Origin of the sequence: Rhodanobacter geophilus, assembly GCF_040812275.1 — a bacterium.
Lineage (GTDB): Bacteria > Pseudomonadota > Gammaproteobacteria > Xanthomonadales > Rhodanobacteraceae > Rhodanobacter_A > Rhodanobacter_A geophilus.
Map to the genome: position 1 here is coordinate 17,584 of NZ_JBFOHL010000004.1, position 25,599 is coordinate 43,182.

Consider the following 25,599-nt stretch of genomic DNA (forward strand, 5'->3'; position numbering starts at 1 on the left):
AAAGCCAAGCTTACGCATCACGCTACACTTGGGCGCTTTCCCGGTGCGATCAGACGTTCGCGCCCCCAGTGCCAACGTGTCCATGCCCGCCCCGATCCCGCATCCCCCGCTCCCCACCACACCGAAACAGCGCCGCTACTGGACGACGCCGCACGGCTCGTCGCGCGCGCTGCTGCTGGCCGAGGCTGCACGCTCGCATGAAGGCCTGCTGGTGGCGGTGACGCGCGACACCCAGCGCGCCTCGGCGCTGGAGGACGAACTGCGCATCTTCGCCGGCGACCTGCCGGTGCTGCACTTCCCGGACTGGGAAACCCTGCCCTACGACGTGTTCAGCCCGCACCCGGAGATCGTCTCGCAGCGCATCGCCACGCTGTACCGCCTGCCCGGCGTGAAGCTCGGCGTGCTGGTGGTGCCGGTGGCCACGCTGATGCAGCGCATCGCGCCGCGCTCGCACATCACCGGCTCGGGCCTGATGGTGGCGAAAGGGCAGAAATTCGACCTCGCCACCGAGCAGCGCCGGCTGGAAGCCAGCGGTTACCGCAACGTGCCGCAGGTGGCCGAGCCCGGCGACTTCGCCGTGCGCGGCGCGCTGATCGACATCTATCCGATGGGCACGGAGCAGCCCTACCGCATCGAGCTGTTCGACGACGAGGTCGACTCCATCCGCAGCTTCGACCCGGAGACGCAGCGTTCCGCACAGCCGGTGGAAAAGGTGGAGCTGCTGCCCGCGCGCGAATTCCCGCTCACCGAGAACGCCGCCAAGGATTTCCGCAACGCGCTGCGCGAGCGCTTCCCGATCGACGTGCGCCGCTGCCCGCTCTACCAGGACATGAAGGAAGGCGTGACGCCCGGCGGCATCGAGTACTACCTGCCGCTGTTCTTTCCTGCGAAGAGTCCGCACATGGATATGCGGGGTGTTGCGGAGGATCCGCATGAAGGGAAAGGCACCTCCACCCTGTTCGAGTACCTGGCCGACGACGCGCTGTTCGTGCTCGGCGAAGGTGCCGGCGAGGCGGCCGACCAGTTCTGGACGCAGACCGCCGAGCGCTACGACCAGCGTGCCCACGACATCGAACGTCCGGTGCTGCCGCCGGCCGAGCTGTACCTGTCGCCCGGGCAGTTGCGCGAGCAGCTGAACAAGCGCCTGCGCGTGGAAGTCGTTGAAAGCGGCCATGCGCACGCGGCGGACGCCGGTACCCAGCCGGCGCCCGAGCTGCCGCTGAACCGCAAGGGCGAGGAGCCGGGCACCTCGCTGCGGCATTTCCTGGAAAGCTACCCGGGCCGCGTGCTGGTCGCTGCCGATTCGGCCGGCCGGCGCGAAGCGCTGGTGGAGACGCTGGCGGGCGCAGGGCTGAAGCCTGCGCACGTCGACGGATGGCAGGATTTTCTCCTCCCCCTGCGTGCAGGGGGAGGCCGGGAGGGGGTTCGCGGCAAGCCTGCAGAACCCCTCCCCAACCCTCCCCTGCACGCAGGGGAGGGAGCGAAATTCGCCATCACCATCGCCCCGCTGGAACAGGGCTTCGCGCTGACGAAACCGGCGCTCACCGTGCTCACCGAGCGCGAGCTGTTCGGCGAGCGCGTGCGCACCGAGCGCCGCCGGCGCCGCGGCGCCGCGCGCGATCCCGACGCGATCATCCGCGACCTCACCGAGCTGTCCGTCGGCTCGCCCATCGTGCACGTCGACCACGGCGTGGGCCGCTACCAGGGCCTGCTGTCGATGGAACTGGGCGGCATGGAGGGCGAGTTCCTCGTCATCGAGTACGCCAAGGGCGACAAGCTCTACGTGCCGGTGGCCCAGCTCGGCCTGGTCAGCCGCTACAGCGGCACCGCTCCGGAGCTGGCACCGCTGCATTCGCTGGGCGGCGACGCCTGGGAACGCGCGCGCAGGAAGGCCGCCGAGAAGGTGCGCGACGTCGCGGCGGAGCTGCTGGCGATCTACGCCCAGCGCGAGGCGCGCGGCGGCGAGTCGCTGTCGATCGACCGCCAGCTGGTGGAGGAATTCGGCGCCAGCTTCCCGTTCGAGGAAACGCCCGACCAGGAACAGGCCATCGACGCCGTGTTGCGCGACCTCGCCGCGCCGCGCGCGATGGACCGCGTGATCTGCGGCGACGTGGGCTTCGGCAAGACCGAAGTCGCCCTCCGCGCCGCCTTCGCCGCCGCCACCGCCGGCAAGCAGGTGGCGGTGCTGGTGCCCACCACCCTGCTCGCGCAGCAGCACTACCGCAACTTCGCCGACCGCTTCGCCGACTGGCCGGTGAAAGTGGACGTGCTCTCGCGCTTCAAGTCGAGCAAGGAAGTGAACGAGGCGCTGAAGCGGCTGGCCGACGGCCAGATCGACGTGATCGTGGGCACGCACAAGCTGCTGCAACCGGACATCAAGTTCAGGAACCTCGGCCTCGTCGTGGTCGATGAGGAGCAGCGTTTCGGCGTGCGCCAGAAGGAGCAGCTGAAGAAGCTGCGCGCGGAAGTCGACCTGCTCACCATGACCGCCACGCCGATCCCGCGCACGCTGAACATGGCGATGAGCGGGCTGCGCGACCTCTCGCTGATCACCACGCCGCCCGCGCACCGCATGGCCGTGCGCACCTTCATCTCGGCGTGGGACCCGGCCACCATCCGCGAGGCGTTCCAGCGTGAGCTGCAACGCGGTGGCCAGGTGTATTTCCTGCACAACGAAGTGGAGAGCATCGAGCGCACCGCGCGCGAGCTGGAGGAACTGATCCCGGAAGCGCGCATCGGCGTGGCCCACGGGCAAATGGCCGAGCGCGAGCTGGAACGGGTGATGGCGGACTTCCACCGCCAGCGCTTCAACGTGTTGGTGTGCACCACGATTATTGAAACGGGAATCGATATTCCCACGGCCAATACCATCGTCATCGACCGCGCCGACCGCTTCGGCCTGGCCCAGCTGCACCAGCTGCGCGGCCGCGTGGGCCGTTCGCACCATCGCGCCTACGCCTACCTGATCGTGCCCGACCGCAAGTCGATCACCGCCGATGCGGAGAAGCGGCTGGAAGCGCTGGCCTCGCTGGAGGAACTCGGCGCCGGCTTCACCCTGGCCACGCACGACCTGGAGATCCGCGGCGCCGGCGAGCTGCTGGGCGACGAACAGTCCGGCCAGATCCAGGAGATCGGCTTCGGCCTCTACACCGAACTGCTGGACCGCGCCGTGCGCGCGCTGAAGAGCGGCAAGGTGCCGGACTTCGACCTGTCGTCCGAGCACGAGACCGAGGTGGAACTGCACCTGCCCGCGCTGATCCCCGACGACTACCTGCCCGACGTGCACACGCGCCTGACGCTGTACAAGCGCATCGCCAGCGCGCGCAACGAGGACGCGCTGCGCGACCTGCAGGTGGAGATGATCGACCGCTTCGGCCTGCTGCCCGAACCGACGAAGACCCTGTTCGCGCTGTCCGGCCTCAAGCTGATGGCCACGCCGCTGGGCATCCGCAAGCTGGACTTCGGACCGAACGGTGGCCGCATCGTGTTCCGCGAGAAACCCGAGGTCGATCCGCTGGCGATCATCAAGCTGATCCAGGGCCTGCCACGCGTGTACAAGCTGGACGGCCAGGACAAGCTGCGCGTCACCCTCGACCTGCCCGGCGCCAGCGAGCGCATCCGCAGCGCGCAGGAAGTGCTGGTGCTGCTGGGGGCGCGACGGCCCGGCTGAACCATGCCAGCCATCGCCCGGAAGGGCCCGGCAGCGCATGGTCAGCACCGGCCCGGTGCATGCCGATGCATTCCTTCGGCATGCCAGCTGTCGCTGGATCGCCGCGCCTGCGCGCCGGGAAGATGGCCGGGCCATCGCATCGAGGATGCGACATGGAGGGGAACACCCGCGAAAGCGAGCAGGGCCGTGCACCCGGCCAGCCGCGCTTCGGCATCGACGCGCCGGGCCTGGTGCTGGGCTTCGCCATCGGCGGCCCCTTGCTGTTGCTCGCCAGCCTTTTCGATGGTTTCGCGCCCGCGCTGTCGCTGACGATGCGCTATACCGGCTTCGTGCTGTGCGCCGAAGCGATCCTGATGACGCTGAGCAGCCTGTACGGCAAGCGCCAGGTGGCGCGCCAGGTGATCGACGCCCTGCGGTTGCACGGCGACGAGCAGGTGCTGGACGTGGGTTGCGGCCGCGGCTTGCTGCTGCTTGAAGCGGCGCGCCGCCTGCCGCGCGGCCGCGCCACCGCGTTCTACGCGCAGATCCTGCGCGAGACCGGTTTCACCGTGCAGCGCTCGTGGCCGGGATTCCGGATGTTCCCGTGGGTGCGGATCGTGCGTGGGCGGAAGCCTTGAGAGCCTGCCCAACGCCTCCACGTGGCCCGCGCCGGGAGCTGTTTGCGCACAGGCCAGGGAGGATCGCATGTGGAGACGTTAGGCAGGCTCCTGGTCAGGAACTGCACGAGAGCATCGAACAGCCGGGCTTGTGCCGTGCCCAGTCGGGACGCTTGCGCGCAAAGACCTCGCGGCCGGCTTGCTCGTCGTACGGATGACGCAACACGTCGAGCAGTTCGTGGACGCCGGCACAGTCGCCCTGCTCGGCGCGTTCGATCGCCTGCTGCGCCAGATAGTTGCGCAGCACGTAGCGCGGGTTGGCGAAGCGCATGCGGACGCGGCGCTCCGCGACAGGCAAGGAGTCGTCGGCGAGGCGGGCAGCGTAGCGCGCCAGCCAATCGCCGAAGGCGGCTTCGTGCGCACGGCGCTTCGCCTCGTCGTAGAACGCCTCGTGCAGCGATTCCAGCACGGGATTTTGCGGATCGAAGTCGGCGAGGCCACGAAACCACAGCGTCATGTCCACCTCGGCCTCGTGCAGCAAGGCCTGCAATGACTGCATCAGCGCCACGTCCTCGTCGCGGCAGGCGGCGAGTCCGAGCTTGGCGGCGACATTGGCGCGATCCGCCTCGGCGTAGACGGCGGCGTAGCGGTCCAGTCCGGCCTGCAACGGCGCGGTGTCGCCGAACAGCGGCGCCAGCGCGGCGGCCAGCCGCGACAGGTTCCACCACGCCACGTTCGGCTGCTGGCCGTAGCGGTAGCGGCGGCGATGCGCATCGGTGGTGTTCGGCGTCCAGTCCGGATCGTAGTCGTCGATCCAGCCGTAGGGACCGTAGTCCAGGGTGAGGCCGAGGATGGACAGGTTGTCGGTGTTCATCACCCCGTGCACGAAGCCCACCCGCATCCACCCGGCGAGCAACCGCGCGGTGCGTGCGCAGACGTTGCCGAACCAGTCGCCGTACAAGGTTTCGCCCTGCCCCGCGAGCTGCGGAAAATCGCGCCGGATGGTGAAGTCGGCCAGTTGCCGCAGCAGCGCGGTGTCGCCACGCGATGCCGGCAGCTCGAAGCTGCCGAAGCGGATGAAGGAAGGCGCCACGCGGCAGACGATGGCGCCGGGTTCCGCACGCGGATGGCCGTCGTAGAGCATGTCGCGCACCACCGCCTCGCCAGTGCCCACCAGGCACAGTGCGCGCGTGGTGGGAATGCCCAGGTGGTGCATCGCCTCGCTGCACAGGAATTCGCGGATCGAGGAACGCAGCACCGCGCGGCCGTCCGCGCCGCGCGAATACGGCGTGGGGCCGGCGCCTTTCAGTTGCAGCTCCCAGCGCTCGCCACTCGGCGTGATCGCTTCGCCCAGCGAGATCGCACGGCCGTCGCCGAGCTGGCCCGCCCACACGCCGAACTGGTGGCCGCCGTAGTTCGCCGCCCAGGGCTGCATGCCGGGCAGCAGCGCGTTGCCGCCGAACACCTGCGCGAAAGCGTCGCTGGCGAGTTCCTCGGCGCCGAAACCGAGCGCGGCAGCCATCTCCGCCGAATGGGCGAGCAGCCGGGGCGCGGCCACCGGCGTGGGCAGAACCCGCGAGTGGCAGGCGCCAGCCACCTCGCGCGGGCCGGGTGCGTCGGAGGGATCGCCGGGGAGTTCGCCGAGGAAGGCGTTGTCGAAATGCAGCGTGTGCATGCTGCGATGGTAGCTCGCTGCGCGCACCAACCTGCAGGGCGTGTTACCCGATGTCCGGAAAATGCCTCCTGCACTTTCCAGACTCGCCCGGTCCGGCCGCAGGCCGGGCTGGGTTCCGCCGGCCCATCACGGACGTGACGGGCCGCCTGCGAGCCATCGATGGCTCGCGTGACAGCTGGTCACTTCGGTTTGCGGAAGCGATAGATGAACTGGTCGGTGTGGCCGCGTATCGACTTGTCGAACACCGCCTTGGTATGCGGATCGGCCGGGTTGCGCAGCGCGTCGCTCTCGCCGTCGAACACGAAGCCGGCGGCCTCCACTTCCTTTTTCACCACCGCGGGATCGATGCGGTGCAGGGTGTCGGTGTCGGCCAGCCCCGAGCCGGCCGGCGCCACGTGGTCGATCACCACGAACACCCCGCCGGGCCTGAGCGCGTCGAACACCGCCTTGTCGAATCCCGCCATGTCCACCGGCCCCATGAACGGGTCGTGGTAGTCGTGGTAGTTCTGCGCGGTGAACACCACATCGACCTTGACCGGCACGCTGAGCCGGGCGGCGGGCTGCTGGAGCAGAGTGACGTTGGCGTAATGCGGCGTGGCCACCAGTTTCTGCCAGTTCGCATAGCTCTTGGCCGAGTACTTCCCCATCTCGTCCGGCCACACCGTATAGACGTGGCCTCCGGGTCCCACGATGGCGCTGAACACCCGCGTCCAGTAACCGCTGGAGGGCACCAGCTCCAGCACGGTAGCGCCCGGCTTCACCTGGGCGAAAGTCATCACCGCGGCCATCTGGCGGCGGGCGTCGTCTTTCGTATCGGCGGCGCGGGCGGGGTCCTTGATCGCGGCGGTGACGTAGGCGGGTATGGACTGGCCACCGGATTGCGCGGCGGGCATCGCGGAGCTGGCGGCGGGGAGTGCGAGTACAAGCAATGCGGCAAGAACGGTCGGACGCATGACGAACTCCGTTTTCAGCGGGGGGACGCCGATTGTGCACCCGATCGCCCCGTGCCGCGCCCATGACGGATGACGCATGCCGTGCTCAACCCGGCAGCAACGGCCAGCGCGCCAGCGCGCGGTAGTCGCGCCCTGCGGCCCGGCTCTCGAGCAGCGCCAATGCCCCCACCGTCCAGTGCACCGGCGTCACCGCCGTCTCCGGCAGCACCCGGCGACCATAGGCCAGGGTGACGTGCGGCACGAAGCGTTCGTCCAGCTTCAGGCCCGGCATCTCCCGCAGCAGCCCGTCTCGCCATTGCCGCCACAGCTGCTGCAGTGCTTCCGGCAACACGCTGCCGCACAGCACGCGCGGCGGACGACGCCCGTGGAAGCTGCGCAGGCGATCCAGCGTCCAGTCGAAAGCCATGCCATGCACGCTGCCGGCAACCCGCTCCACCGCCGCGACCAGATCGGGCCGCGGCCGGTCATGCTCGCCGAGGAAATGCAGGGTGGCGTGGTAGCGCCGCGGGTTCACCGGGCGCAGGCCGGCATCCCGCGACCTCCCCGCCCCCGCTGCAGCCAGCGACAGCGACCTGCGCACGCCCTCGTCCGGCAACAGGGCGAGGAACAGGCGGCAAGTGCCTATCTCCGTCCGGGTGGACGAATCACTCTTGCTGTGTCGCCCGGCGATGTGGTCCAAGGCATTCATGAAGGTGCCGCAGTACCGGAAACCCCGTTTTGCAGGCGTCGCCGCAAGTAATTGCGCACGCGGCGCGAATGTCGCTAAAGTGCGCACGACGGTCGCGCAGGGGCGGCCGAGGGCTGAAGCATGAACATGCCATTGACCCGCTCCACAGTGGAACGTGGGGTACGCAGGGTCGCAGGGATGCTCGCCGGAAAAACCATCGTGACACCGATACCGAAGCACGGGCCAGTGGAAATTTCCCCCCTGGTGTCCTGGCGTTCGGACGCGCACTCGCGCCGCGCCGATGAAGACGCCCGGCGCGCGCAGACAGGTGAAACCGACTGAGCTGCGGGACGTCCCGTCAGCGTGCCCGCGCGGCCGGCAACGATTGCGCCGTCAGCAGGGTGCGGATCGCGTGCAGTTTCGCCTTAAGCCGCGTCTCGTTGGCCGCGCCCAGCCGCACCATCAGCTTCTGCCCCACCGACCGTGACTCCAGCGCGGGATCGACGTAGAGGTAGCGCCCCTGCACCAGCTGCAGCGCGGGCGGCTGTGCCGGCACGGGTGCGGCCAGCATGTCGTCGATCGCCGCGATCAGCCGGTCGTTGAAATAACCCTTGGGATAGCCCAGTTCGCGATACGCCTGCTGGAACAGCGGATAGCTGTGCACGTACCACGCCACCAGCGCCTGCGGATCGGCATGCTGCACGACGGCCATGTAGGGCGCGTAGCGTTCGGCGTTGCGTGCATCGGCCGTGAGGATGCCCTGGGTTTCGTTGGCCCGGAACGCGCCGCGCGGTGTCTGCAACGGCAGGATGAAGCTGCTGCCCAGCGCATGCCGCGGCAGCGCATCGACCGTGGCCACGATACGGCCCACGACCTGCTGCGGCAGCAACAGGCCCTTGAGCCCCGCGCCGCCCAGCGCATGGAGCGCCGAACTCACGCTGGCATCGCTGTCATCCAGCGCGGGCAGTGGCGCGGTGGAAGCCGATGCCGGCACCGCGGCCTGCGCGATCGGATGCTGGATGCTGGCCGCCGGGGCTGGCGCCGCCACGCTCGTGGCAGCGGCCGCGGTGGACGCCGCCGCCGGGACGGTGCCTCCGTTCGGCTGGGTGGCACGCCACCCCACATAGCCGGCCGCCGCGGCAATGACCACCACCGCGACCACCGCCAGCGTCCAGCCGCTGCTGCCCGATCTGCGTCGGTACGTCACCATCCACCTCCTGCCCGTCGTCTCGATGCAAGTTCGACTCGTGCACGGCCGAATCGTTCAGTGCGGAGCGGCCGCGCTCACACCTTCAGCCGGTAACCGGTCCTGAAGATCCACCACACCGCGACCAGGCACAGCACGAGGAAAGCCAGGGTGGCGGCAAGGCTGATGCCCACCCCCACGTCGGCCAGATCGTAGAAGCTCCAACGGAAACCGCTGATCAGGTACACCACCGGATTGAACAGCGTCACCTTCTGCCAGAACGGCGGCAGCATGTGGATGGAGTAGAAGCTGCCGCCGAGGAAGGTCAGCGGCGTGATCACCATCAGCGGCACCACCTGCAGCTTCTCGAAGTTGTCCGCCCAGATGCCGATGATGAAGCCGAGCAGGCTGAAGGTGAGCGTGGTGAGCAGCAGGAAGGCCACCATCACCAGTGGATGCGCGATGGAGTAGTGCACGAAGACGCGCGCCGTGGCGAGGATGATCAGGCCCACGATGATCGCCTTGGTGGCCGCCGCGCCCACGTAGCCCAGCACGATCTCCAGGAACGACAGCGGCGCCGAGTGCACCTCGTAGATGGTGCCCACGAACTTCGGGAAGTAGATGCCGAACGAGGCATTGGACACGCTCTGCATCAGCAGCGACAGCATCACCAGGCCGGGGATGATGAAGGCCGCATAGCTGACCCCGTCCACGCTGGTGATGCGCGAGCCGATCGCCGAGCCGAACACCACGAAGTACAGCGAGGTGGACACCACCGGCGAGGCCACGCTCTGCATCAGCGTGCGCCCGGTGCGCGCCATCTCGAAACGGTAGATCGCGCGGATGCCGTACCAGTTCATGCGGCGCTCTCCTTGACCAGTTGCAGGAAGATCTGCTCCAGCGTGTCCTGCCGCGTGCTGAGGTCGCGGAAGCGGATGCCGGTCGCGGCGAGGTCGGCCAGCAGCGTGGTGATGCCGGTGCGCTCGCCCTGGGTATCGTAGTTGTAGACCAGTTCATTGCCACCGGCGGCCAGTTCCAGGTGATGGGCCGCCAAGGCGCCGGGCACTGCATCCAGCGGATCGTGCAGTTGCAGGCGCAGCTGCTTGCGGCCCAGCTTGTGCATCAGCGCGGCCTTCTCCTCCACCACGATCAGCTCGCCCCGGTTGATCACGCCCACGCGGTCGGCCATCTCCTCGGCCTCCTCGATGTAGTGCGTGGTCAGCACGATGGTGACGCCGCTCTCGCGCAGCCGCCGCACCATCGCCCACATGTCGCGGCGCAGCTCCACGTCCACGCCGGCGGTGGGCTCGTCGAGGAACAGCAGCTGCGGCTCGTGCGACAGCGCCTTGGCGATCATCACGCGCCGCTTCATGCCGCCGGAGAGCATCAGCATCTTGTTGTCGCGCTTGTCCCACAGCGACAGCTCCTTCAGCAGCCGCTCGATGTAGGCGTCGTCCGGTGCCTTGCCGAACAGGCCGCGGCTGAAGCGCACCGTATTCCACACCGTCTCGAATGCGTCGGTCTTCAGCTCCTGCGGCACCAGGCCGATCAGCGAGCGGGTGGCGCGCCAGTCGCGCACCACGTCGTGGCCGTCCACCGTGATGCTGCCGGCGCCGAGGTTGACGATGCCGCAGATGATGCTGATCAGCGTGGTCTTGCCGGCGCCATTGGGGCCGAGCAGCGCGAAGATCTCGCCGCGCCGGATCTCGAGATCGGTCGGCTTCAGCGCCTGGAAGCCACCCGGGTACACCTTGTCCAGCCCGCGCACGACAAGGATGTCGTCGTCCGCCCTTTGTACCGCCGCATTCATGCGTGCCTCCCGCGTTTCGCCGGCTGCCGCCGGGCAGTCAAGAGCGGAAATACTAAACCAATAAGTCCTGAAATCAACCGGTCGACGCCACAGCATGCAGGTCACTTTCAGTAATATGAAGTTTAACTTTGCAGTTTTCCTGTGCATACTTTACGATGTGCCACCATGAAAGCCTCCCCTGATCCCCGTCTCGCCCAGGCCCAGGCCACCGCGCACGAGCTGCGTGCGCTGGTCGGCAAGCTGAAGCGCCAGTTGCGCGAAAAGGTCGGCGTCGAAGGGCTCACGCTTTCGCAGATCGCGGTGCTGATCCAGCTGGACCGCGAAGGCACCGCCACGGTCAGCGAACTGGCGCGCGCCGAGAATGTCAGGCCGCAATCGATGAGCACCACGGTGGCCGATCTGCAGGCACTCGGCCTGGTCGACGGCGCCCCCGATCCCGGCGACGGGCGACGCATCCTGCTTTCGCTGACCCGGCTGGCCCGCGAAAAAATCCGCGCCAACCGTGCGGCGCGCGAAGACTGGCTGTTCCACGCCATCCGCGAACGCTTCAGCGGCACCGAACAGGACGCCCTCGCGCGCGGCGTCGAATTGCTCAAGCGGCTGGCCGAAGGCTGAGCCCCTCCCCTTTCCACACACGACGGGATTTTCCCCATGGCACTGACCACGCTCGACCCCAAGACGGCCCTGATCGTCATCGACATCCAGCAAGGCATCGTGCAGCTGCCTTGCGCGCACCCCATGGCCGGCGTGATCGACCGCGTGGTGGAGATCACCCAAGCCTTCCGCAGGCATCATGCGCCGGTGGTGCTGGTGAACGTCGCCGGCGGTGCACCGGGCCGCAACGAGCAACCGAGGCGGCTGGGCGAGCTGCCGGCGGACTGGGCCGAACTGGTTCCGGATCTCGACGCGCAGGCGACCGACCACCGCGTCACCAAGCGCACCTGGGGTGCGTTCGCGCATACCGACCTGCACGAACACCTGCAGCAGCTCGGCGTGACCCAGGTGGTGATCGTGGGCGTGGCCACCAGCATCGGCGTGGAATCCACCGCGCGCCAGGCTTACGAGCTGGGCTACAACGTCACCCTGGCCACCGACGCGATGACCGACATGAATGCCGACGCGCATGCGAACAGCGTCGCGCGCATCTTCCCGCGCCTCGGCGAAACCGGAAGCACCGCCGAGGTCATCGCCCTGCTTGCAGGCAGCCGCGGCTGAGCAAGGAGCACCGCATGTCCTGGCTGCACTTCGTGTCATGGTTCTGCGGCGGCGCCGTGCTCGCCAATGCCGTGCCGCATGCGGTCAGCGGCCTGATGGGACGGCCGTTCCAGAGTCCCTTCGCCAGGCCGCGCGGCGAGGGGCTCTCGTCCGCGGCCACGAACGTCGCGTGGGGATTTTTCAATCTCGCGCTCGGCTACCTGCTGCTGGCGCGCGTCGGCAGCTTCGATCCGCACGACCTGGCATGCATGGGCACGGCCTTTGCCGGCGCCTTGCTGTTGAGCCTGTGCATGGCGCGCCACTTCGGGCGCTTCAACGGCGGCAACACGCCGGAGCGCAGGTGAGCGCGGGCGGTTCCGGCATGTTCCGCGCGCTGCGCATCCGGAATTACCGCGTCTGGGCCGGCGGCGCGCTGGTGTCCAACGTGGGTACGTGGATGCAGCGGGTGGCGCAGGACTGGCTGGTGCTCACCATCCTCACCCAGCGCAACGCCAGTGCGGTGGGCGTGGTGATGGCGCTGCAGTTCGGCCCGCAGCTGCTGCTGTTGCCGTGGAGCGGCTATGCCGCCGACCGCTTCGATCGCCGCAGGCTGCTGATCGCCACGCAGGCCGCGCTGGGGCTGCTGGCGCTGGGCCTGGGGCTGGTGACGGTCAGCGGCGCCGTCACGCTGTGGCAGGTGTATGTGTTCGCCTTACTGCTCGGTTGCGTATCCGCCTTCGATGCGCCGGTACGCCAGGTTTTCGTCAACGACCTGGTGGGCGACGAATACCTGGCCAACGCGGTGTCGCTCAACTCCACCTCGTTCAACGCGGCACGCATGATCGGCCCGGCCGTGGCGGGTTTGCTGATCGCCGCCGTGGGCTGCGGCTGGGTGTTCCTGATCAACGCCGCCTCGTTCGCGGGCGTGCTGGCCTCGCTGATGCGACTGCGCGTGGATCAGCTGCACGGCGGATACAAGTCGCGCAAGGTCGGCGGCATCACCGAGGGCTTCCGCTACGTATGGCGACGGCCCGACCTGATGGCCGTGCTGGTGATGCTGTTGCTGATCGGCACCTTCGGCCTCAACTTTCCCATCTTCATCTCCACCATGTCGCTCACCGCGTTCCACGGCGGCGCCGGGCAATACGGCCTGCTCACCTCCGCGTTCGCCATCGGATCGGTGGGTGGCGCGCTCTATTCCGCGCGTCGCAGCCGACCGGGCATGCTGCTGCTGTGCACGGCCTGCGCCGTGTTCGGCACGGGCTGCGCGCTGGCGGCGCTGGCGCCGAACGAAGGCTTGTTCGCCGCCGCGCTGGTGCTCACCGGCCTGGCCGCACTGGTGTTCGCCACCGGCACCAACAGCCTGATGCAGCTCACCACGGAGCCGGCCATGCGCGGCCGCGTGATGGCGCTGCGCATCGCCGTCGCCATGGGCGGCACGCCCATCGGCGCGCCCATCGTCGGCTGGATCGCCGACCGCTTCGGCCCGCGCTGGGCCCTGGGCGTCGGCGCGGCCGCCGGCCTCGCCGCGATGCTGGTGGCGCTGCGCCACCTGGCCGGCCTGCGGGTACGGGCGGTGGAAGCCCAGGCCTGATTCCTCAGACAAATAACGCAACCACTGGGTTGCATTTCTCCGGGCGCGACTGCAACATGCAACCGCATGGTTGCATTCACCCGCCTCGGAGAACCCTCATGAACACGAGCACAGATCGCATCGAACGACAGATCCTGCTGCGGGCCACGCGCGACAAGGTCTGGCACGCGCTGGTCGACGCCGAAAGCTTTGGCGACTGGTTCGGCATGAAACTGCAGGGCCAGCGCTTCGTCGCCGGCGAGACCACCAGCGGCCATCTCACCTATCCCGGCTACGAGCACCTGCTGTGCGAGTTGCAGATCGAGCGCGTCGAGCCCAAGCACCTGTTCTCGTACCGCTGGCACCCCTACGCCATCGATCCCGACGGCGACTATGCGCACGAGCCGACCACGCTGGTGGAGTTCCTGCTGGAGGACCATGCCGATGGCATCCTGCTGCGCCTGGTCGAATCCGGCTTCGACCACATCCCGCTGGCGCGCCGCGCCGAGGCCTGGCGCATGAACAGCAGCGGCTGGGACCAGCAGATGCAGAACATCCAGCGCTATCTGGCCGGGCGCTGAGCGCCATGGCACGGAACCCCGCCTGGCAGAAAAGCGCGCCGGTATTCGCCGCCCTGGGCGACGCCACGCGGTTGCGGCTGCTTGCCGCGTTGTGTGCCGGCGGTGCGCTGTCCATCGCGCAGCTCACCACCGGCACCGCCATCACCCGGCAGGCCGTCACCAAGCACCTGCAGGTACTGGCGGATGCCGGACTGGTGCGCGACAGCTGGCAAGGCCGCGAGCGGCTATGGGAACTGGAACCCTCGCGGCTGGACGAAGCGCGCCGCTCGCTGGACGCGATCGCCGCGCAGTGGGATCAGGCACTGGCACGCCTGAAGCGGTTCGTCGAGCGCTGAGCGTCATGCCGCTTCGCTGCAGTCCTCCATGACCTGGCGCACTTCGCACTCGATCTCCCATTCGTCGCCATGGACCGCCAGGAAGCGGCGGGTCAGCGCCAGCGCCTCGTCCATCGAGGCGGCCTGCAGCATCGCGTAGCCGCCGATCACCTCCTTCGCCTCGGTGAACGGGCCGTCGAACACCGTCTGCCGGCCATGCGACAGGCGCACGCGCTTGCCCTCGGCCGTGGGCCGCAGCCCGGCGGTGTCCAGCAGCGCACCGGTCGCCGTCATCTCGGTCATCAGCTTGCCCATGTCTTCCATCAGTTTCGCGCTAGGCTTCTGGCCGGCGCGTTCGTTGATCCGGATCATCGAAAGGAATCGCATCGCGTCTCTCCTGTGGGGCATCGACGCCGCGTGGCACGCGGCACTCGTCCGGACGACGAACGATGCGACGCCGGATCGACACGCCCCGAACCGTTGCGAATCCCCGCCGCCCTGCCCGCGGAGGGTCGCGCGCGATGCAGGCACTCAGGCCATCGCCATGGACTTGCCGGCACCCGGTGGCTATCCGCGCGGGCCTCACGCGCCAGACCCTCGCCGCGACCGAGCAGGGTCGCTGTTCACCCTCGCTGGAAGTGGCCTTCCGCATCGCCGGCGTGTTCGGCAAGCGGCTGGACGAGGTGTTCCACTGGAATCCGGGCGGCGAAGCCGCAACCAACGATGCGAGGTAGAAGGTTGCCTCGCAAAGCTGTATTCCGGCTTCACCGTGGGTATCGACGCGTCGGCGAAGCGCTTTGGCGGGTGCTCGCCCCTCACCTCGGTCCTCTCCCAAAAGGGAGAGGACGTGGAAGCTCATTTCCGCGCCGCGATGATCTCGTCGAGGTAGTCCGGCGTGCCGGCGATGCGCTCCAGGTGCGGGTACTGCAGGCCATCGTGGTAGTCCACCGGCACGGTCTGCAGGTTGCCCTGGTACTTCAGCAGCAGCCGGATCGGCGCCGTGCCGCTCTTGGCGGCAACGATCGCCTCCTTCAGCGCGTCGGCCGAGTACGCCTGCCCGTTCACCGCCACCACGGTGGCGCCGGTGCTGACGCCGGCCTTGAACGCGGGGCCGCCCCAGCGCACGTCGTTGATCTCGCCGCTCTTGGCGAGCGTGAGCCCGATCGACCAGGCGAAGTTGTACATGTGGCGCGAGGATTCCGGCCGGCTGTCGTACTGCTTCTCGTATTCGCTGGGCGTGTCGGTGTAGACCAGCTTCCAGCCCGAGGCGGCGAGGCCGTCCAGCAGCGGCGGGTTCAGGGCATCGGCGCGGGCGCGCAGGAAGCCGGCCCAGTCGTATTTCACCACGCCGTCCAGCGCGGCCACCACGTCGTCGAAGGTGTAAGTCTTGGTCACGAAGCTGCCGTTGTCCACGCCGAAGAAGGCCTGCGCGAAATCGTCCAGCGACTTCTTGCCGTGGCTGAGCTGGCGCAGCCTGGCGTCGACCGACAGCCACAGCATCTGGCCGCCGGAGTAGTAGTCCTCGCTCATCTGCCAGCTGCGGTACGGCAGCGCCGAGCGGTGCGCGGCGGGGGCGTCGTTGGTGGTGTCTTCCAGCGTGCGCCACTGCAGGCCGGCGCGGTTGCGGTCGTAGTTGGCCGCCACCATCGCCAGCGCGTCGCGGAACTGCGCGGGCGTCCACAGCCCGGCGCGCGCCGTGAGCACGAAGCCCCAGTACTGGGTCTGGCCCTCGTACACCCACAGCAGCGAGTCGCCCATCGGCACGTTGAAGTCCGGCGTCCACAGGTCGGCCGGGCGGCGGAACTTGCCGTTCCACGAGTGCACGTACTCGTGCGCCAGCAGGTCGCGGTTCGGCGCGTCGCCGGACCAGGCGGTGAAGTAGTCCGCGCCCATGCCGTCCTCGCTGGACTGGTGGTGCTCCAGCCCGTTGCCGGCCAGCTCGTCGGACAGCGAGAACAGGAAGTCGTAGTGGTCGTAGTGGTGCGAGCCGAACAGCTTCACCGCCTGGCTCACCAGCGCGCGGTGCTGCTTGAGCTGCTCGGGGGTCATCTCCAGGTACTTCGGCGCGTCGGCCACGACATCCAGGTGCACCGGCGCCTGGCCGCCGGGATTGAGGTCCACGCGCCTGAAGTAGCGGCCCGCGTACATCGGCGAATCGACCAGGGTGTTGTAGCCCACCGGCTTGAAGGTGGTGGTGGCGCCCGCTTGCGAGGCCGTCTCCAGCGCCGAGCCGAACTGCCAGCCCTGCGGCAGGGTCACGCTGGGCGTTACATGGATGTCGCGGGTGTAGTGGCCGGCCGGGTACAGGCTCAGCTTGTCCCATTCCAGCATCAGCATGCGGTCGGTCATCTCGTAGCCGCCGCGGCGGGGCGAGAGGTATTCGAAGTCCGCATCCAGGCGGGTGGCGCCCGCCGGCACGTCGAGGTGGAAGGCGTAGACGTCGTACTTGTCGCGCTTCCATGCCACCGGCTGGCCGTTCGCGCTGAGCCTCAGGCCCGCGAGCATCGCGACGGGGCCGCTGGGCGAGTGGTTGCCGGGAATCCATTCCGGGTACAGCAGGGTCAGCTTGCCGGCCTCGACCGGGATCGTCTCGTGCACGCGGAAGATGCCCTGCCGCGTGTCGCTGGCGTCGACGTGCACGGCAAGCGTGCCCGGGTACGGCGTGTCCTGCGGCGCCGGCACCTGGACGCTGCGCGAGACCTGGGCGTACGCGGAGCCGCCGGCAAGCGCCAGCGACACGGCCAGGGCGAGGCGCACCGCGGCATGGCGGCGGGCGGGTTGTGGACGCACGGGCGAAGCGATGGGCATGGCGGCACCTGGTGGCGGATCGGGTATTTCCCCAACTTAGCACCACGTGCACGCCGCACGAGGGTGACGACTGGCACAGGCCGCCGCTGTGCAACCATGCATCGTCCTCCCGCGCAGCAAGGCATCCGCCATGACCGAGATCGTCCAGCCCCGTGAAGTCGTCCGCTTCTGGCGCGAAGCCGGGCCCGACAAGTGGTTCGGCAGGGACGAGGCGTTCGATCGCGAGTTCAGCACGCGCTTCCACGACGTCCACATGGTTGCCGCGCGGCGCCGGCTCGACCCCTGGCTGGATGATGCCGAAGGCGCGCTGGCGCTGCTGATCCTGCTCGACCAGTTCCCGCGCAACGCCTTCCGCGGCACCGCACACATGTTCGCCACCGACCCGCTGGCGCTGTCCTTCGCGCGGGAAGCCATCGCACGCGGCCACGACCGCGCGGTTGAACCGGCGCTGCGCGTGTTCTTCTACCTGCCGTTCGAACACAGCGAGGCGCCGGCCGACCAGGATCGTGCGGTGGTGCTGTGCGAAGGGCTGGACAACTATGCCAGGTACGCCCGCGTCCACCGCGAGGTGATCGCCCGCTTCGGCCGTTTCCCGCACCGCAATGCCGTGCTCGGCCGCGAGACCATGGCCGGGGAACAGGCGTTTCTCGACGAAGGCGGATTTGCAGGCTAGCGGCAACCACCGGACGAGCGCAGGAGCGGCTTCAGCCGCGACAATCGAAGGCATCGCGGTTAAGGAATCGCGGCTGAAGCCGCTCCTGCGGCGGGCGTCAGGCGAGCTTGTGCGCCGCCGCCACCACGTCCGCCTCGCCCGGCAGCACCAGGAAGGCCGCGCCGGCCAGCGGGGTGAAGGTGTCGGCGCCCACCACGCGCTGCAGAGGCGTGGCGCCCAGGCCCGCTTCCACGATGGCGGTGATCACGCCTTCGCCCACGCCCGCGCTCTTGCGGCCCTCGTCCAGCACGATGATGCGCCTGGCGCCCTTCGCCTGCGCGGCGATGAAGGCGTCGTTGAGCGGCGCCAGCCAGCGCAGGTCGACCACGCGCACCTTCCACTTCAGCTCGGCCTCGATGCTGCGTGCGGCGCGCAGCGCCATCGGCACGCCGTTGCCGAAGGTGAATACGACGAGATCCTTGGCCTGCTCGTTGTAGACGCGGCCCTCGCCCAGCGGCATCGCCTCGCCCGGCGCGGGATAGGCGAACTGCCACTGCCCGTCGCCGGCCTCGTAGAGGTCCTTGGCCATGTACAACGCGATGGGTTCGAGGAAGGCGCAGACGCGGCCATCCACCCTGGCCAGCGCGGTGAGCGTGCGCAGCATGGTCGCCGCATCGTCGCCGCGCGAAGGGCAACCCACGACCAGGCCGGGAATGTCGCGCAATGCGGCGATCGAGTTGTCGTTGTGGAAGTGGCCGCCGAAACCGCGCTGGTAGCCCAGCGAGGCCACGCGCATCACCAGCGGGTTGCGGTACTGGTCGTTGGAGAAGAACTGCAGGCTGGCCGCCTCGCCGCGGATCTGGTCACCCGCGTTGTGGAAGTACGCGAGGTACTGGATCTCGGGGATAGGCAGCATGCCCATGTTGGCGTAGCCCTGGGCGAGGCCGAGGATGATGGTCTCGTCCAGCAGGGTGTTGAACACGCGCGTGTTCCTGAACGCCTTGTGCAGGCCCTTGGTCACCGTGTACACGCCGCCCTTCTGCGCCACGTCCTCGCCGAACAGCAGGGACTCGGGATACTTTGCCATGACGTCGTGCAGCGCCTGGCCGATCTGGATGGCCAGGTGGCGCGGCGGCTGGTTCTCGGGGAGCTTGGCCTCGCCGCCGAAGGCCTTGAGGCGCGCGTCGGCGTAGTCGGCACGCTCGGCCTCGGCCTGCACCGCGGCCGGCGTGTACGGCGCCAGCGGCTTCATCACGTCGTCCAGGCGTTCCAGCTTCGGCCGGCGGTCGGCTTCCTCCGCAGCGACAAAACAGCGCTTGCGGATGGTCTCGTTGAGTTCGAGCAAAGCATCCTTGGTGTACAGGCCCGCCTCCAGCGCGATGGCCGCCGACCGCAGCAGCGGATCGCTCGCCTCCACCGCCACCAGCTCCTCGATGCTGCGCCACTCGATCTCGAAGTCGGTGCCGGCGTGGCCCATGATGCGGGTGGTGCGCAGGTGCAGGAAGGTGGGGCGGCGCGTGCCGCGGCAATGCTCCACCGCGCGCTGCACCTGGGCGTAGCCTTCGGCGAGGTCGAGGCCGTCGGCGTAGAAGTAGTCGAGGTTGGAGCGCGACTGGAAGTTGCTCGCCACCCAGCCGCCCGGCGTCTTCACCGAGATGCCGATGCCGTTGTCCTCGCACACGAACAGCACCGGCGCGGGCAGCTTCTGGTAGGCCGTCCACACCGCGGCGTTGAACGCGGTCTGCGCGGTGGCGTGGTTGCTGGAGGCGTCGCCGAACGAGCAGATCGCGATGGAATCGTCGGGCACCGGCAGCACGTGGCCGATGCGCTTCGCGTGGTCGATGGCGATGGCGGTGCCCAGCGCCTTGGGCAGGTGCGAGGCGATCGTCGAGGTCTGCGGCAGCACCCAGAGCGGCTTGCTGCCCCATACCTTGTGGCGGCCGCCGGAAGCGGGATCGTCCTTGCTGGCCGCGAACGACAACGCCGAATCCATCACCGGGTCCATCCCCGGCAGCTTGCGGAAACGCTCGGCCATGAAGCCGCCGCTGCGGTAATGCAGGAAGGCCGGGTCGGTGTGGCGGGTCAGCCGCGCCACCATCGCGTTGCCTTCGTGGCCGCTGGAACCGATGGTGTAGAACACCTTGTTCTGCACGCGCAGCACGCGCGCCATCAGGTCGAGGTGGCGCGAGATCAGCTGCGATTCCAGCAGCTCGCGGAAGCCTTTCGCGTCCAGCGTGCTGCCCGGCAGTACCGGCGCATCGTCGCGCGGCGCGGCGCGCACCTCGCCCCGCCATTCGCCGACGAACTCGGTGAAGTTCTGGTCGACGATCTCGGCGCGGTTGAAGCCCTTGTGGCGGGCGGCGATGGGGGTTGGCGTGGTGGTCATGGCGATGCCGTCAGGAAGAGGAAACGATGGAAAGCGCGGAAGGCTGGCGCAAGCGGCGCAAGGCCGCGGCGCGCTCGCGATCCTTGTCGCGGCCGAAGGATTCGAGGATGCGGATCTGCTCGTCCAGCGCAGGCACCGGCACGGCCATGCCTTGCACGCCGGCCAGCACCAGCCGCCCCGGCGATACCGGCTGCCAGCCTTCGCCCTGGTCGAGTTCCAGGCCGCCCATCACTTCCACCGGCAGGCCGGGAAAACGGAAGCGGCCGAAACGCGAACGGAAGCGGCCGTCGTCGGCCGGCGCATGCGCGGCGTCGCGGCGACCGGCCCACAGCGTCGCCAGGGTTTCGGCATCGGCGCGCGAAACCAGCACGTCGACGTCGGCCACGCCCACCTCGGCACCGAGCAGGCGCGCCGCCGCGCTGCCGATCAGGCACCACGGCTCGGCGCACTGCACGTGCAGCTCGGGCACCAGCTCGGCGAGTGCGACGAACAGCGCGGGGGGAATGTGGCTCATGCGTCGAAACCTGCGCGCAGGATCGGGGCATCGGCTTCGATGTAAATGTCGCGAACGCGCAAGGCTCGGGCTCCTGAAAGCCCCTCTCCCGCCGGGAGAGGGGTTGGGGTGAGGGTACGACTGAAACGCGGCGCTTCGTCCGTACCCCCATCCGCCCTTACTCATGCCATCCATGGCATTCGCCCCTTCGGGGCCAGCTGTCGCTGTTCCGCAGGCGCTCCTGCGCCTGCAGGTCGGCACCTTCTCCCGGAGCGGGAAGGACAAGAATCAGAACGCGTTGATGCCGGTCAGCTCGCGTCCCACCACCAGCTCGTGCACCGTCTCGGTGCCTTCGTAGGTGATGACCGATTCCAGGTTCAGCGCGTGGCGGATCGCACCGTGCTCGGTGGTGATGCCCGCGCCGCCGAGGATGTCGCGGCACTGGCGCGCGATGTCGATGGCCATGCGGCAGTTGTTCCACTTCGCCAGCGACACCTGGGTGGGCTGCATGGTGCCGGCATCCTTGAGGCGGCCGAGCTGCAGCGACAGCAGTTGCGCGGTGGTGATGCGGCGCGCCATGTCGGCGAGCTTGAGCTGGATCGCCTGGTTCGAGGACAGCGGGCGGCCGAACAGGATGCGCTCGGCGGTGTAGTCCAGCACTTCCTTGAGGCAGGCCTGCGCCGCGCCGATCGGGCCCCAGGTGATGCCGTAGCGCGCCTGCGTCAGGCAGCCCAGCGGCCCCTTCAGCCCCTTCACGTTGGGCAGCCGGTTCGCATCGGGCACGCGCACGTTGTCGAGGAACAGCGCGCTGGTGACGGAGGCGCGCAGGCTCATCTTCTTGTGGATCTGCTGGGCGGTGAAGCCCTTGGTATCCGTGGGGACGATGAAGCCCTGGATGCCGTCCTCGGTCTGCGCCCACACCACGGCGATCTGCGCGAGGTTGCCGTTGGTGATCCACATCTTGGCGCCGTTGATGACCCAGTCGCCGCCGTCCTGCTTCGCGTGGGTCTTCATGTTGGCCGGGTCGGAACCGCCATGCGGCTCGGTGAGGCCGAAGCAGCCGATGATCTCGCCCGCCGCCATCTTCGGCAGGTACTCCATCCGCTGCTCTTCGCTGCCGTAGGCGTAGATCGGGTACATCACCAGCGAGCTCTGCACCGAGGCGAAGCTGCGCAGGCCGGAATCGCCGCGCTCCAGTTCCTGGCAGATCAGGCCGTAGCTGACGCCGTTCATGCCGGCGCAGCCGTACTGCTCGGGGATGGTGGCGCCGAGCAGGCCGAGGCTGGCGATTTCCGGGATCAGCTCGGTGGGGAAGCGCGCCTGGTCGAAGGCGTCGCCGATGATCGGCAGCACCTTCTCGTCGACGAAGCGGCCGACGGTGTCCTGCACCATGCGCTCCTCGTCGGAGAGCAGCGAGCGGACGTCGTACAGGTCGAGCGGGTTCAGGCGGGCAGCAGCCATGTGCGTTCCAGTGGCGGACGGGGAAACCCCGGATTCTACCCGGGGCGCCCGCTGCCGGTCATGGCGGGGCGCAACAGCGGCGGCGTGCGATCATGCGGACTCTCCCCTCCCGCCACGGAAAACCCATGATCAAGGGTGTGCTGCTGGGCTTCGCCAGCTTCGCCGCCTTCGCCATCAGCGACGCCTTCGTGAAGGCCCTGCACGGCAGCGTGCCGCCCTACGAGTCGGTATGCATCGGCGCCGCACTGGGCCTGGCCGCCCTGCCCTTCCTCATGGACGAGGGCGACCGCTGGCACGACGTGTTCGCCGCGCGCCGCCCGGCATTGTGGTGGGTACGTGCGCTGGCCGGGGCGGTCGGCAACATCGCCTCGGTCACCGCGTTCACCCTGCTGCCGATGGCCGAGGTGTTCTCGATGATCTTCCTGATGCCGATCTTCGTGACCATCCTCTCGGTGCTGCTGCTCAAGGAGCACGTGGGCTGGCGGCGCTGGACCGCGGTGTTCGTGGGCTTCGCCGGCGTGCTGGTAGTGCTCAGGCCCGGCTTCCGCACGCTGGGGCTGGGGCACCTGGCGGCGATCACCTGCGGCGTTGCGGCGGCGGGATCGGTGGTGGCGCTGCGCATGGCCGGCGGCGACGAGAAACGGATCAGCCTGTACGGCGCCGGCATGGTCGGTCCGCTGGTCGCCGGCGGCGTGCTGATGCTGCCGCACTTCGTGTGGCCGGACCTCGCGCAGTGGGGGCTGCTCGCCGGCTACGGCCTGCTCGCCGGGCTGGCCAGCGTGTTCCTGATGTACGCCACCCGGCTCGCCCACGCCAACCGCGTGGCGCCCACCCAGTACAGCCAGATGCTGTGGGCGATCGGCTTCGGCTACTGGCTGTTCGGCGACCGCCTCGACTGGCCGATGGGGATCGGCATCGCGATGATCCTCGGCGCGGGCCTGTTCACCCTGGTGCGGGAGGAGAAGGTCACGCCCTGGTGGAAGCGCACGAAGATGCTGTGATGCACCGGCGGCTTCCCGGCGGCCCGCCGGCAATCGCACAATGGCCACCTTGCCCGCACCGGATTCCGTCGTGACCATCGACCGCCCGCACATCCCCTCCCTCGCGCTTTCGCCCGTCGTCGCCGGCCTGTGGCGCATCGCCGACTGGAAGCTCGACGTGCAGGCAAGGGTGCGCTGGATCGAGCAGGCGCTGGAACTCGGCATCAGCAGCTTCGACCATGCGGACATCTACGGCGACTACCGCGCCGAGGCGTTGTTCGGCGAGGCGCTCCAGGCCGCACCCGCATTGCGCGGGCGCATGCAGCTGGTGAGCAAGTGCGGCATCCGCCTGCGCTCCGTGCAGCGGCCGTACCGGGTGAACCACTACGACGCCACGCCGGCCTACGTGCGCGCGCAGGTGGAACAGTCGCTGCGCAACCTGCACACCGAACAGCTGGACCTGGTGCTGATCCACCGCCCCGACTACCTGATGGATGCCGCCGCGCTGGCGGACACCTTCCGTGCGCTCAGCCGCGAAGGCAAGGTGGCGCACTGGGGCGTGTCCAATCACACGGTCAGCCAGTTCGCGCTGCTGCACGCCTGCCATCCGCTGGCGACGAACCAGGTCGAGCTGTCGCCGCTGCAGATGGACGCGCTGGACGACGGCACGCTGGACCAGGCCCAGCAACTGGGCCTGCGTCCGATGATCTGGTCGCCGCTGGGCGGCGGCCGGCTGTTCACCGGCCGCGACGAACAGGCCGTGCGCGTGCGCGGGGAAATGGAGGCCATCGCCGCGCGCCTCGGCACCAGCCTCGCCACCCTGGCCTTCGCCTGGATCCTGCGCCACCCGTCGCGCCCGCACCCGATCACCGGCAGCGGCCGCATCGACGGCCTGCGCGAAGCGGTCGCCGCGCTGGACCTGCGGCTGGACGCGGAGGACTGGTACGCGATCTGGACGGCCAGCAAGGGACATCCCGTGCCGTAGCGGGAAACCGGGCCGGGATCGAAGACGCAACCAGGCGTTGCCATCACCCTCCCGTGACGCGGCTTGTGTCATCCGGCTGCAGCACGATGTCCGCAAGGCGGGTGCACGATGCTGAATCGCAGCCCCATGGCATGCCCCCTGCCGGAAGCCATTCCCGCCGGCAGGTCAACCTCGCCGGGAGTGAGTCGTTCAAGACGGCCTGACTTTTGCTCCGGTCGCCGCGGGCATCGCCCGTTCGATGTCGCCATCGCAGGATGGGACGGGGCCGGTTCTTCGTGTAAATGACGGAATGAATCGCCTGGAGATGGCATATGAATGCCGGTGCATCGAGTTCCACCCCGCCCCGCCGCCCGAAGCGCCGCGCGCTGATCGTCGCGGTCGTCGTCGTCGTGGTGATCGCGCTGATCCTGCTCCACCTGCTCGGCGGCAAGAAGACCCGCGGCGGTTTTGCCGCGCAGGTGGTGGGCACGGCCACCGCCACCCTCGGCGACATGCCGGAAAATCTCGACGAGCTGGGCACGGTGACGCCGACGGCCACGGTCAACGTGCTGCCGCAACTGAGCGGCTACCTCACCGCGGTGGGCTACCGGGAAGGCCAGGACGTGACCAAGGGCCAGTTCCTCGCCCAGATCGACCCGCGCCAGTACCAGATCAGCAAGCAGCAGTCCGAGGCACAACTCGCCAAGGACCAGGCCAGCCTGGGCCAGGCCCGCGCCGACCTGGCGCGCTACACGCAGCTGCACCGGCAGAAGTCGATCGCCGAGCAGACCTTCATCGACCAGCAGTTCACCGTGCAGCAGGACGAGGCGGCGGTGAAGGCCGACCAGGCCGCCATCGCGCAGGATGACCTGGACCTTTCCTACTGCCACATCACCGCGCCGGTGGCCGGCCGCGTCGGCCTGCGCCTGGTCGACCCCGGCAACTACGTCACCGCGTCCAGCTCGCCGGGCATCGTGACCATCACCACGATGAAGCCGACCACGGTGCAGTTCTCCGTGCCGCAGAACGCGCTGGCGCAGGTGCTGCAGCGCTTCGGTGCCGGCGCCAGGCTACCGGTGGCGATCTACGACAGCGACAACAGCAGGCAGATCGCCACCGGCACGGTGTACGCGATCGGCAACCAGATGGCCACCGGCACCGGCACGGTGCCGCTGCGCGCCACGGTGCCGAACGACGACGAGGCGCTGTTCCCCAACGAGTTCGTCAACGTGCGCCTGCTGGTGGATACGCGGAAGAACGCGGTACTGGTGCCGACCCCGGCCGTGCAGAACGGCGCACCGGGCGATTTCGTCTATCTGGTCAACGCCGACGATACCGTCTCCGTGCACAAGGTCACGCTCGGCCCCAGCGACGGCAAGAACACCGTCATCCTGTCCGGCCTCGCCGCCGGCCAGACCGTGGTCACCGACGGCACGGACCGCCTCAGCGACGGCGCGAAGATCAAGCTCGCCGGCGCGCAGCCGGCCGCGGCGGGCAGTGCGCCGGCGGCGGCCTCCGCGGCGGGCAAACAGCATTCCGGCTGGAAGAAGAAGCACGCGTCCGCCGACAGTTCGGCTTCGTGAGAGCCTGTTCAATGTCTCCACATAGCCCGCGTTGCCTTGCCGTGGCCGCCAGG

24 protein-coding genes are annotated in these 25,599 nt (G+C 68.8%); 13 read left to right on the forward strand and 11 right to left on the reverse strand.

Translation table 11 applies throughout. The features are described 5' to 3' along the window. The first annotated feature begins 82 nt into the window (after nucleotides 1-82). Nucleotides 83-3,670, forward strand: coding sequence for a transcription-repair coupling factor (gene mfd, locus ABQJ56_RS05725; RefSeq protein WP_367844032.1), 3,588 nt, complete (start codon nucleotides 83-85; stop codon nucleotides 3,668-3,670). Nucleotides 3,671-3,822: 152 nt separating this feature from the next. Beyond that, complete coding sequence (locus tag ABQJ56_RS05730) at nucleotides 3,823-4,287, forward strand: hypothetical protein (RefSeq protein WP_367844033.1); 465 nt, start codon at nucleotides 3,823-3,825, stop codon at nucleotides 4,285-4,287. A 94-nt stretch (nucleotides 4,288-4,381) separates the two neighbouring features. Here the strand turns inward: ABQJ56_RS05730 and ABQJ56_RS05735 are convergent, their stop codons facing one another. The 6 genes from ABQJ56_RS05735 to ABQJ56_RS05760 form a co-directional block, all read right to left on the reverse strand. After that, nucleotides 4,382-5,941 (reverse strand): protein adenylyltransferase SelO, encoded by a 1,560-nt coding sequence (locus ABQJ56_RS05735; RefSeq protein ID WP_367844034.1) that lies wholly within the window; start codon nucleotides 5,939-5,941, stop codon nucleotides 4,382-4,384. Between the two features lie 179 nt (nucleotides 5,942-6,120). Further along, the gene (locus ABQJ56_RS05740) at nucleotides 6,121-6,834 is read right to left on the reverse strand and encodes a class I SAM-dependent methyltransferase (protein ID WP_437343399.1); all 714 of its coding nucleotides are present in this window, start codon (nucleotides 6,832-6,834) and stop codon (nucleotides 6,121-6,123) included. A gap of 145 nt (nucleotides 6,835-6,979) precedes the next feature. After that, nucleotides 6,980-7,582, reverse strand: a complete 603-nt coding sequence (locus tag ABQJ56_RS05745) for a 2'-5' RNA ligase family protein (RefSeq protein WP_367844036.1) — start codon at nucleotides 7,580-7,582, stop codon at nucleotides 6,980-6,982. 337 nt (nucleotides 7,583-7,919) lie between these two features. Beyond that, on the reverse strand, nucleotides 7,920-8,771 hold the full coding sequence (locus tag ABQJ56_RS05750; RefSeq protein ID WP_437343395.1) for a DUF3014 domain-containing protein: 852 nt from the start codon (nucleotides 8,769-8,771) through the stop codon (nucleotides 7,920-7,922). Nucleotides 8,772-8,845: 74 nt separating this feature from the next. Next, entirely contained in the window at nucleotides 8,846-9,607 is a 762-nt protein-coding gene (locus ABQJ56_RS05755; protein ID WP_367844038.1) for an ABC transporter permease, read from the reverse strand. Then, complete coding sequence (locus tag ABQJ56_RS05760; protein WP_367844039.1) at nucleotides 9,604-10,557, reverse strand: ABC transporter ATP-binding protein; 954 nt, start codon at nucleotides 10,555-10,557, stop codon at nucleotides 9,604-9,606. The genes ABQJ56_RS05755 and ABQJ56_RS05760 overlap by 4 nt, the downstream gene beginning before the upstream one ends. Before the next feature lie 165 nt (nucleotides 10,558-10,722). On the opposite strand from ABQJ56_RS05760, the gene ABQJ56_RS05765 reads away from it, so the two are divergent. The 6 genes from ABQJ56_RS05765 to ABQJ56_RS05790 all read left to right on the forward strand — a co-directional run bounded on the left by ABQJ56_RS05765 (nucleotide 10,723) and on the right by ABQJ56_RS05790 (nucleotide 14,240). Beyond that, a complete protein-coding gene (locus ABQJ56_RS05765) occupies nucleotides 10,723-11,172 on the forward strand; it encodes a MarR family winged helix-turn-helix transcriptional regulator (RefSeq protein ID WP_367844040.1) in 450 nt (149 codons plus the stop codon). Between the two features lie 36 nt (nucleotides 11,173-11,208). Further along, complete coding sequence (locus tag ABQJ56_RS05770; RefSeq protein WP_367844041.1) at nucleotides 11,209-11,772, forward strand: isochorismatase family protein; 564 nt, start codon at nucleotides 11,209-11,211, stop codon at nucleotides 11,770-11,772. A 14-nt stretch (nucleotides 11,773-11,786) separates the two neighbouring features. Continuing rightward, on the forward strand, nucleotides 11,787-12,116 hold the full coding sequence (locus ABQJ56_RS05775) for a hypothetical protein (RefSeq protein ID WP_367844042.1): 330 nt from the start codon (nucleotides 11,787-11,789) through the stop codon (nucleotides 12,114-12,116). After that, nucleotides 12,113-13,345: an MFS transporter gene (locus tag ABQJ56_RS05780; RefSeq protein ID WP_367844043.1), complete on the forward strand. Its 1,233-nt coding sequence runs from the start codon at nucleotides 12,113-12,115 to the stop codon at nucleotides 13,343-13,345. The genes ABQJ56_RS05775 and ABQJ56_RS05780 overlap by 4 nt, the downstream gene beginning before the upstream one ends. 98 nt (nucleotides 13,346-13,443) lie before the next feature. Next, nucleotides 13,444-13,905: an SRPBCC family protein gene (locus ABQJ56_RS05785; protein ID WP_367844044.1), complete on the forward strand. Its 462-nt coding sequence runs from the start codon at nucleotides 13,444-13,446 to the stop codon at nucleotides 13,903-13,905. 5 nt (nucleotides 13,906-13,910) lie between these two features. Next, nucleotides 13,911-14,240: an ArsR/SmtB family transcription factor gene (locus tag ABQJ56_RS05790; RefSeq protein WP_367844045.1), complete on the forward strand. Its 330-nt coding sequence runs from the start codon at nucleotides 13,911-13,913 to the stop codon at nucleotides 14,238-14,240. Nucleotides 14,241-14,243: 3 nt separating this feature from the next. Here ABQJ56_RS05790 and ABQJ56_RS05795 read toward each other — a convergent pair whose 3' ends face one another. After that, nucleotides 14,244-14,606: a YciI family protein gene (locus tag ABQJ56_RS05795; RefSeq protein WP_367844046.1), complete on the reverse strand. Its 363-nt coding sequence runs from the start codon at nucleotides 14,604-14,606 to the stop codon at nucleotides 14,244-14,246. 176 nt (nucleotides 14,607-14,782) lie between these two features. Here ABQJ56_RS05795 and ABQJ56_RS05800 point away from each other — a divergent pair, with 176 nt between their 5' ends. After that, the gene (locus ABQJ56_RS05800; RefSeq protein WP_367844047.1) at nucleotides 14,783-14,953 is read left to right on the forward strand and encodes a helix-turn-helix transcriptional regulator; all 171 of its coding nucleotides are present in this window, start codon (nucleotides 14,783-14,785) and stop codon (nucleotides 14,951-14,953) included. Nucleotides 14,954-15,074: 121 nt separating this feature from the next. On the opposite strand, the gene ABQJ56_RS05805 is transcribed toward ABQJ56_RS05800, so the two are convergent. Next, a complete protein-coding gene (locus ABQJ56_RS05805) occupies nucleotides 15,075-17,027 on the reverse strand; it encodes a M61 family metallopeptidase (RefSeq protein WP_367844048.1) in 1,953 nt (650 codons plus the stop codon). Between the two features lie 130 nt (nucleotides 17,028-17,157). Here ABQJ56_RS05805 and ABQJ56_RS05810 point away from each other — a divergent pair, with 130 nt between their 5' ends. Beyond that, entirely contained in the window at nucleotides 17,158-17,700 is a 543-nt protein-coding gene (locus tag ABQJ56_RS05810; protein ID WP_367844049.1) for a DUF924 family protein, read from the forward strand. A gap of 97 nt (nucleotides 17,701-17,797) precedes the next feature. On the opposite strand, the gene ABQJ56_RS05815 is transcribed toward ABQJ56_RS05810, so the two are convergent. The 3 genes from ABQJ56_RS05815 to ABQJ56_RS05825 form a co-directional block, all read right to left on the reverse strand. Further along, complete coding sequence (locus tag ABQJ56_RS05815) at nucleotides 17,798-20,065, reverse strand: thiamine pyrophosphate-dependent enzyme (protein WP_367844050.1); 2,268 nt, start codon at nucleotides 20,063-20,065, stop codon at nucleotides 17,798-17,800. A 10-nt stretch (nucleotides 20,066-20,075) separates the two neighbouring features. Next, nucleotides 20,076-20,579 carry a hypothetical protein gene (locus tag ABQJ56_RS05820; protein ID WP_367844051.1) on the reverse strand — a complete coding sequence of 168 codons (504 nt, stop codon included), beginning with the start codon at nucleotides 20,577-20,579 and terminating at the stop codon, nucleotides 20,076-20,078. Between the two features lie 267 nt (nucleotides 20,580-20,846). Continuing rightward, the gene (locus ABQJ56_RS05825) at nucleotides 20,847-22,019 is read right to left on the reverse strand and encodes an acyl-CoA dehydrogenase family protein (protein ID WP_367844052.1); all 1,173 of its coding nucleotides are present in this window, start codon (nucleotides 22,017-22,019) and stop codon (nucleotides 20,847-20,849) included. 125 nt (nucleotides 22,020-22,144) lie between these two features. Here ABQJ56_RS05825 and ABQJ56_RS05830 point away from each other — a divergent pair, with 125 nt between their 5' ends. The 3 genes from ABQJ56_RS05830 (at nucleotide 22,145) to ABQJ56_RS05840 (ending at nucleotide 25,546) form a co-directional block, all read left to right on the forward strand. After that, on the forward strand, nucleotides 22,145-23,020 hold the full coding sequence (locus ABQJ56_RS05830) for a DMT family transporter (protein ID WP_367844053.1): 876 nt from the start codon (nucleotides 22,145-22,147) through the stop codon (nucleotides 23,018-23,020). A gap of 70 nt (nucleotides 23,021-23,090) precedes the next feature. Further along, a complete protein-coding gene (locus tag ABQJ56_RS05835) occupies nucleotides 23,091-23,984 on the forward strand; it encodes an aldo/keto reductase (protein ID WP_367844054.1) in 894 nt (297 codons plus the stop codon). Between the two features lie 311 nt (nucleotides 23,985-24,295). Next, nucleotides 24,296-25,546, forward strand: a complete 1,251-nt coding sequence (locus tag ABQJ56_RS05840) for an efflux RND transporter periplasmic adaptor subunit (protein WP_367844055.1) — start codon at nucleotides 24,296-24,298, stop codon at nucleotides 25,544-25,546. Nucleotides 25,547-25,599 lie beyond the last annotated feature (53 nt).

Coding starts and splice junctions, on each gene's coding strand:
- ABQJ56_RS05840 (WP_367844055.1), top strand. CDS start 24,296: ATGAATGCCGGTGCATCGAGTTCCACCCCGCCCCGCCGCCCGAAGCGC.
- ABQJ56_RS05825 (WP_367844052.1), bottom strand. CDS start 22,019: ATGGCTGCTGCCCGCCTGAACCCGCTCGACCTGTACGACGTCCGCTCG.
- ABQJ56_RS05740 (WP_437343399.1), bottom strand. CDS start 6,834: ATGCCCGCCGCGCAATCCGGTGGCCAGTCCATACCCGCCTACGTCACC.
- ABQJ56_RS05770 (WP_367844041.1), top strand. CDS start 11,209: ATGGCACTGACCACGCTCGACCCCAAGACGGCCCTGATCGTCATCGAC.
- ABQJ56_RS05830 (WP_367844053.1), top strand. CDS start 22,145: ATGATCAAGGGTGTGCTGCTGGGCTTCGCCAGCTTCGCCGCCTTCGCC.
- ABQJ56_RS05765 (WP_367844040.1), top strand. CDS start 10,723: ATGAAAGCCTCCCCTGATCCCCGTCTCGCCCAGGCCCAGGCCACCGCG.
- ABQJ56_RS05810 (WP_367844049.1), top strand. CDS start 17,158: ATGACCGAGATCGTCCAGCCCCGTGAAGTCGTCCGCTTCTGGCGCGAA.
- ABQJ56_RS05760 (WP_367844039.1), bottom strand. CDS start 10,557: ATGAATGCGGCGGTACAAAGGGCGGACGACGACATCCTTGTCGTGCGC.
- ABQJ56_RS05745 (WP_367844036.1), bottom strand. CDS start 7,582: ATGAATGCCTTGGACCACATCGCCGGGCGACACAGCAAGAGTGATTCG.
- ABQJ56_RS05790 (WP_367844045.1), top strand. CDS start 13,911: ATGGCACGGAACCCCGCCTGGCAGAAAAGCGCGCCGGTATTCGCCGCC.
- ABQJ56_RS05750 (WP_437343395.1), bottom strand. CDS start 8,771: ATGGTGACGTACCGACGCAGATCGGGCAGCAGCGGCTGGACGCTGGCG.
- ABQJ56_RS05805 (WP_367844048.1), bottom strand. CDS start 17,027: ATGCCCATCGCTTCGCCCGTGCGTCCACAACCCGCCCGCCGCCATGCC.
- mfd (WP_367844032.1), top strand. CDS start 83: ATGCCCGCCCCGATCCCGCATCCCCCGCTCCCCACCACACCGAAACAG.
- ABQJ56_RS05795 (WP_367844046.1), bottom strand. CDS start 14,606: ATGCGATTCCTTTCGATGATCCGGATCAACGAACGCGCCGGCCAGAAG.
- ABQJ56_RS05820 (WP_367844051.1), bottom strand. CDS start 20,579: ATGAGCCACATTCCCCCCGCGCTGTTCGTCGCACTCGCCGAGCTGGTG.
- ABQJ56_RS05785 (WP_367844044.1), top strand. CDS start 13,444: ATGAACACGAGCACAGATCGCATCGAACGACAGATCCTGCTGCGGGCC.
- ABQJ56_RS05815 (WP_367844050.1), bottom strand. CDS start 20,065: ATGACCACCACGCCAACCCCCATCGCCGCCCGCCACAAGGGCTTCAAC.
- ABQJ56_RS05755 (WP_367844038.1), bottom strand. CDS start 9,607: ATGAACTGGTACGGCATCCGCGCGATCTACCGTTTCGAGATGGCGCGC.
- ABQJ56_RS05775 (WP_367844042.1), top strand. CDS start 11,787: ATGTCCTGGCTGCACTTCGTGTCATGGTTCTGCGGCGGCGCCGTGCTC.
- ABQJ56_RS05730 (WP_367844033.1), top strand. CDS start 3,823: ATGGAGGGGAACACCCGCGAAAGCGAGCAGGGCCGTGCACCCGGCCAG.
- ABQJ56_RS05735 (WP_367844034.1), bottom strand. CDS start 5,941: ATGCACACGCTGCATTTCGACAACGCCTTCCTCGGCGAACTCCCCGGC.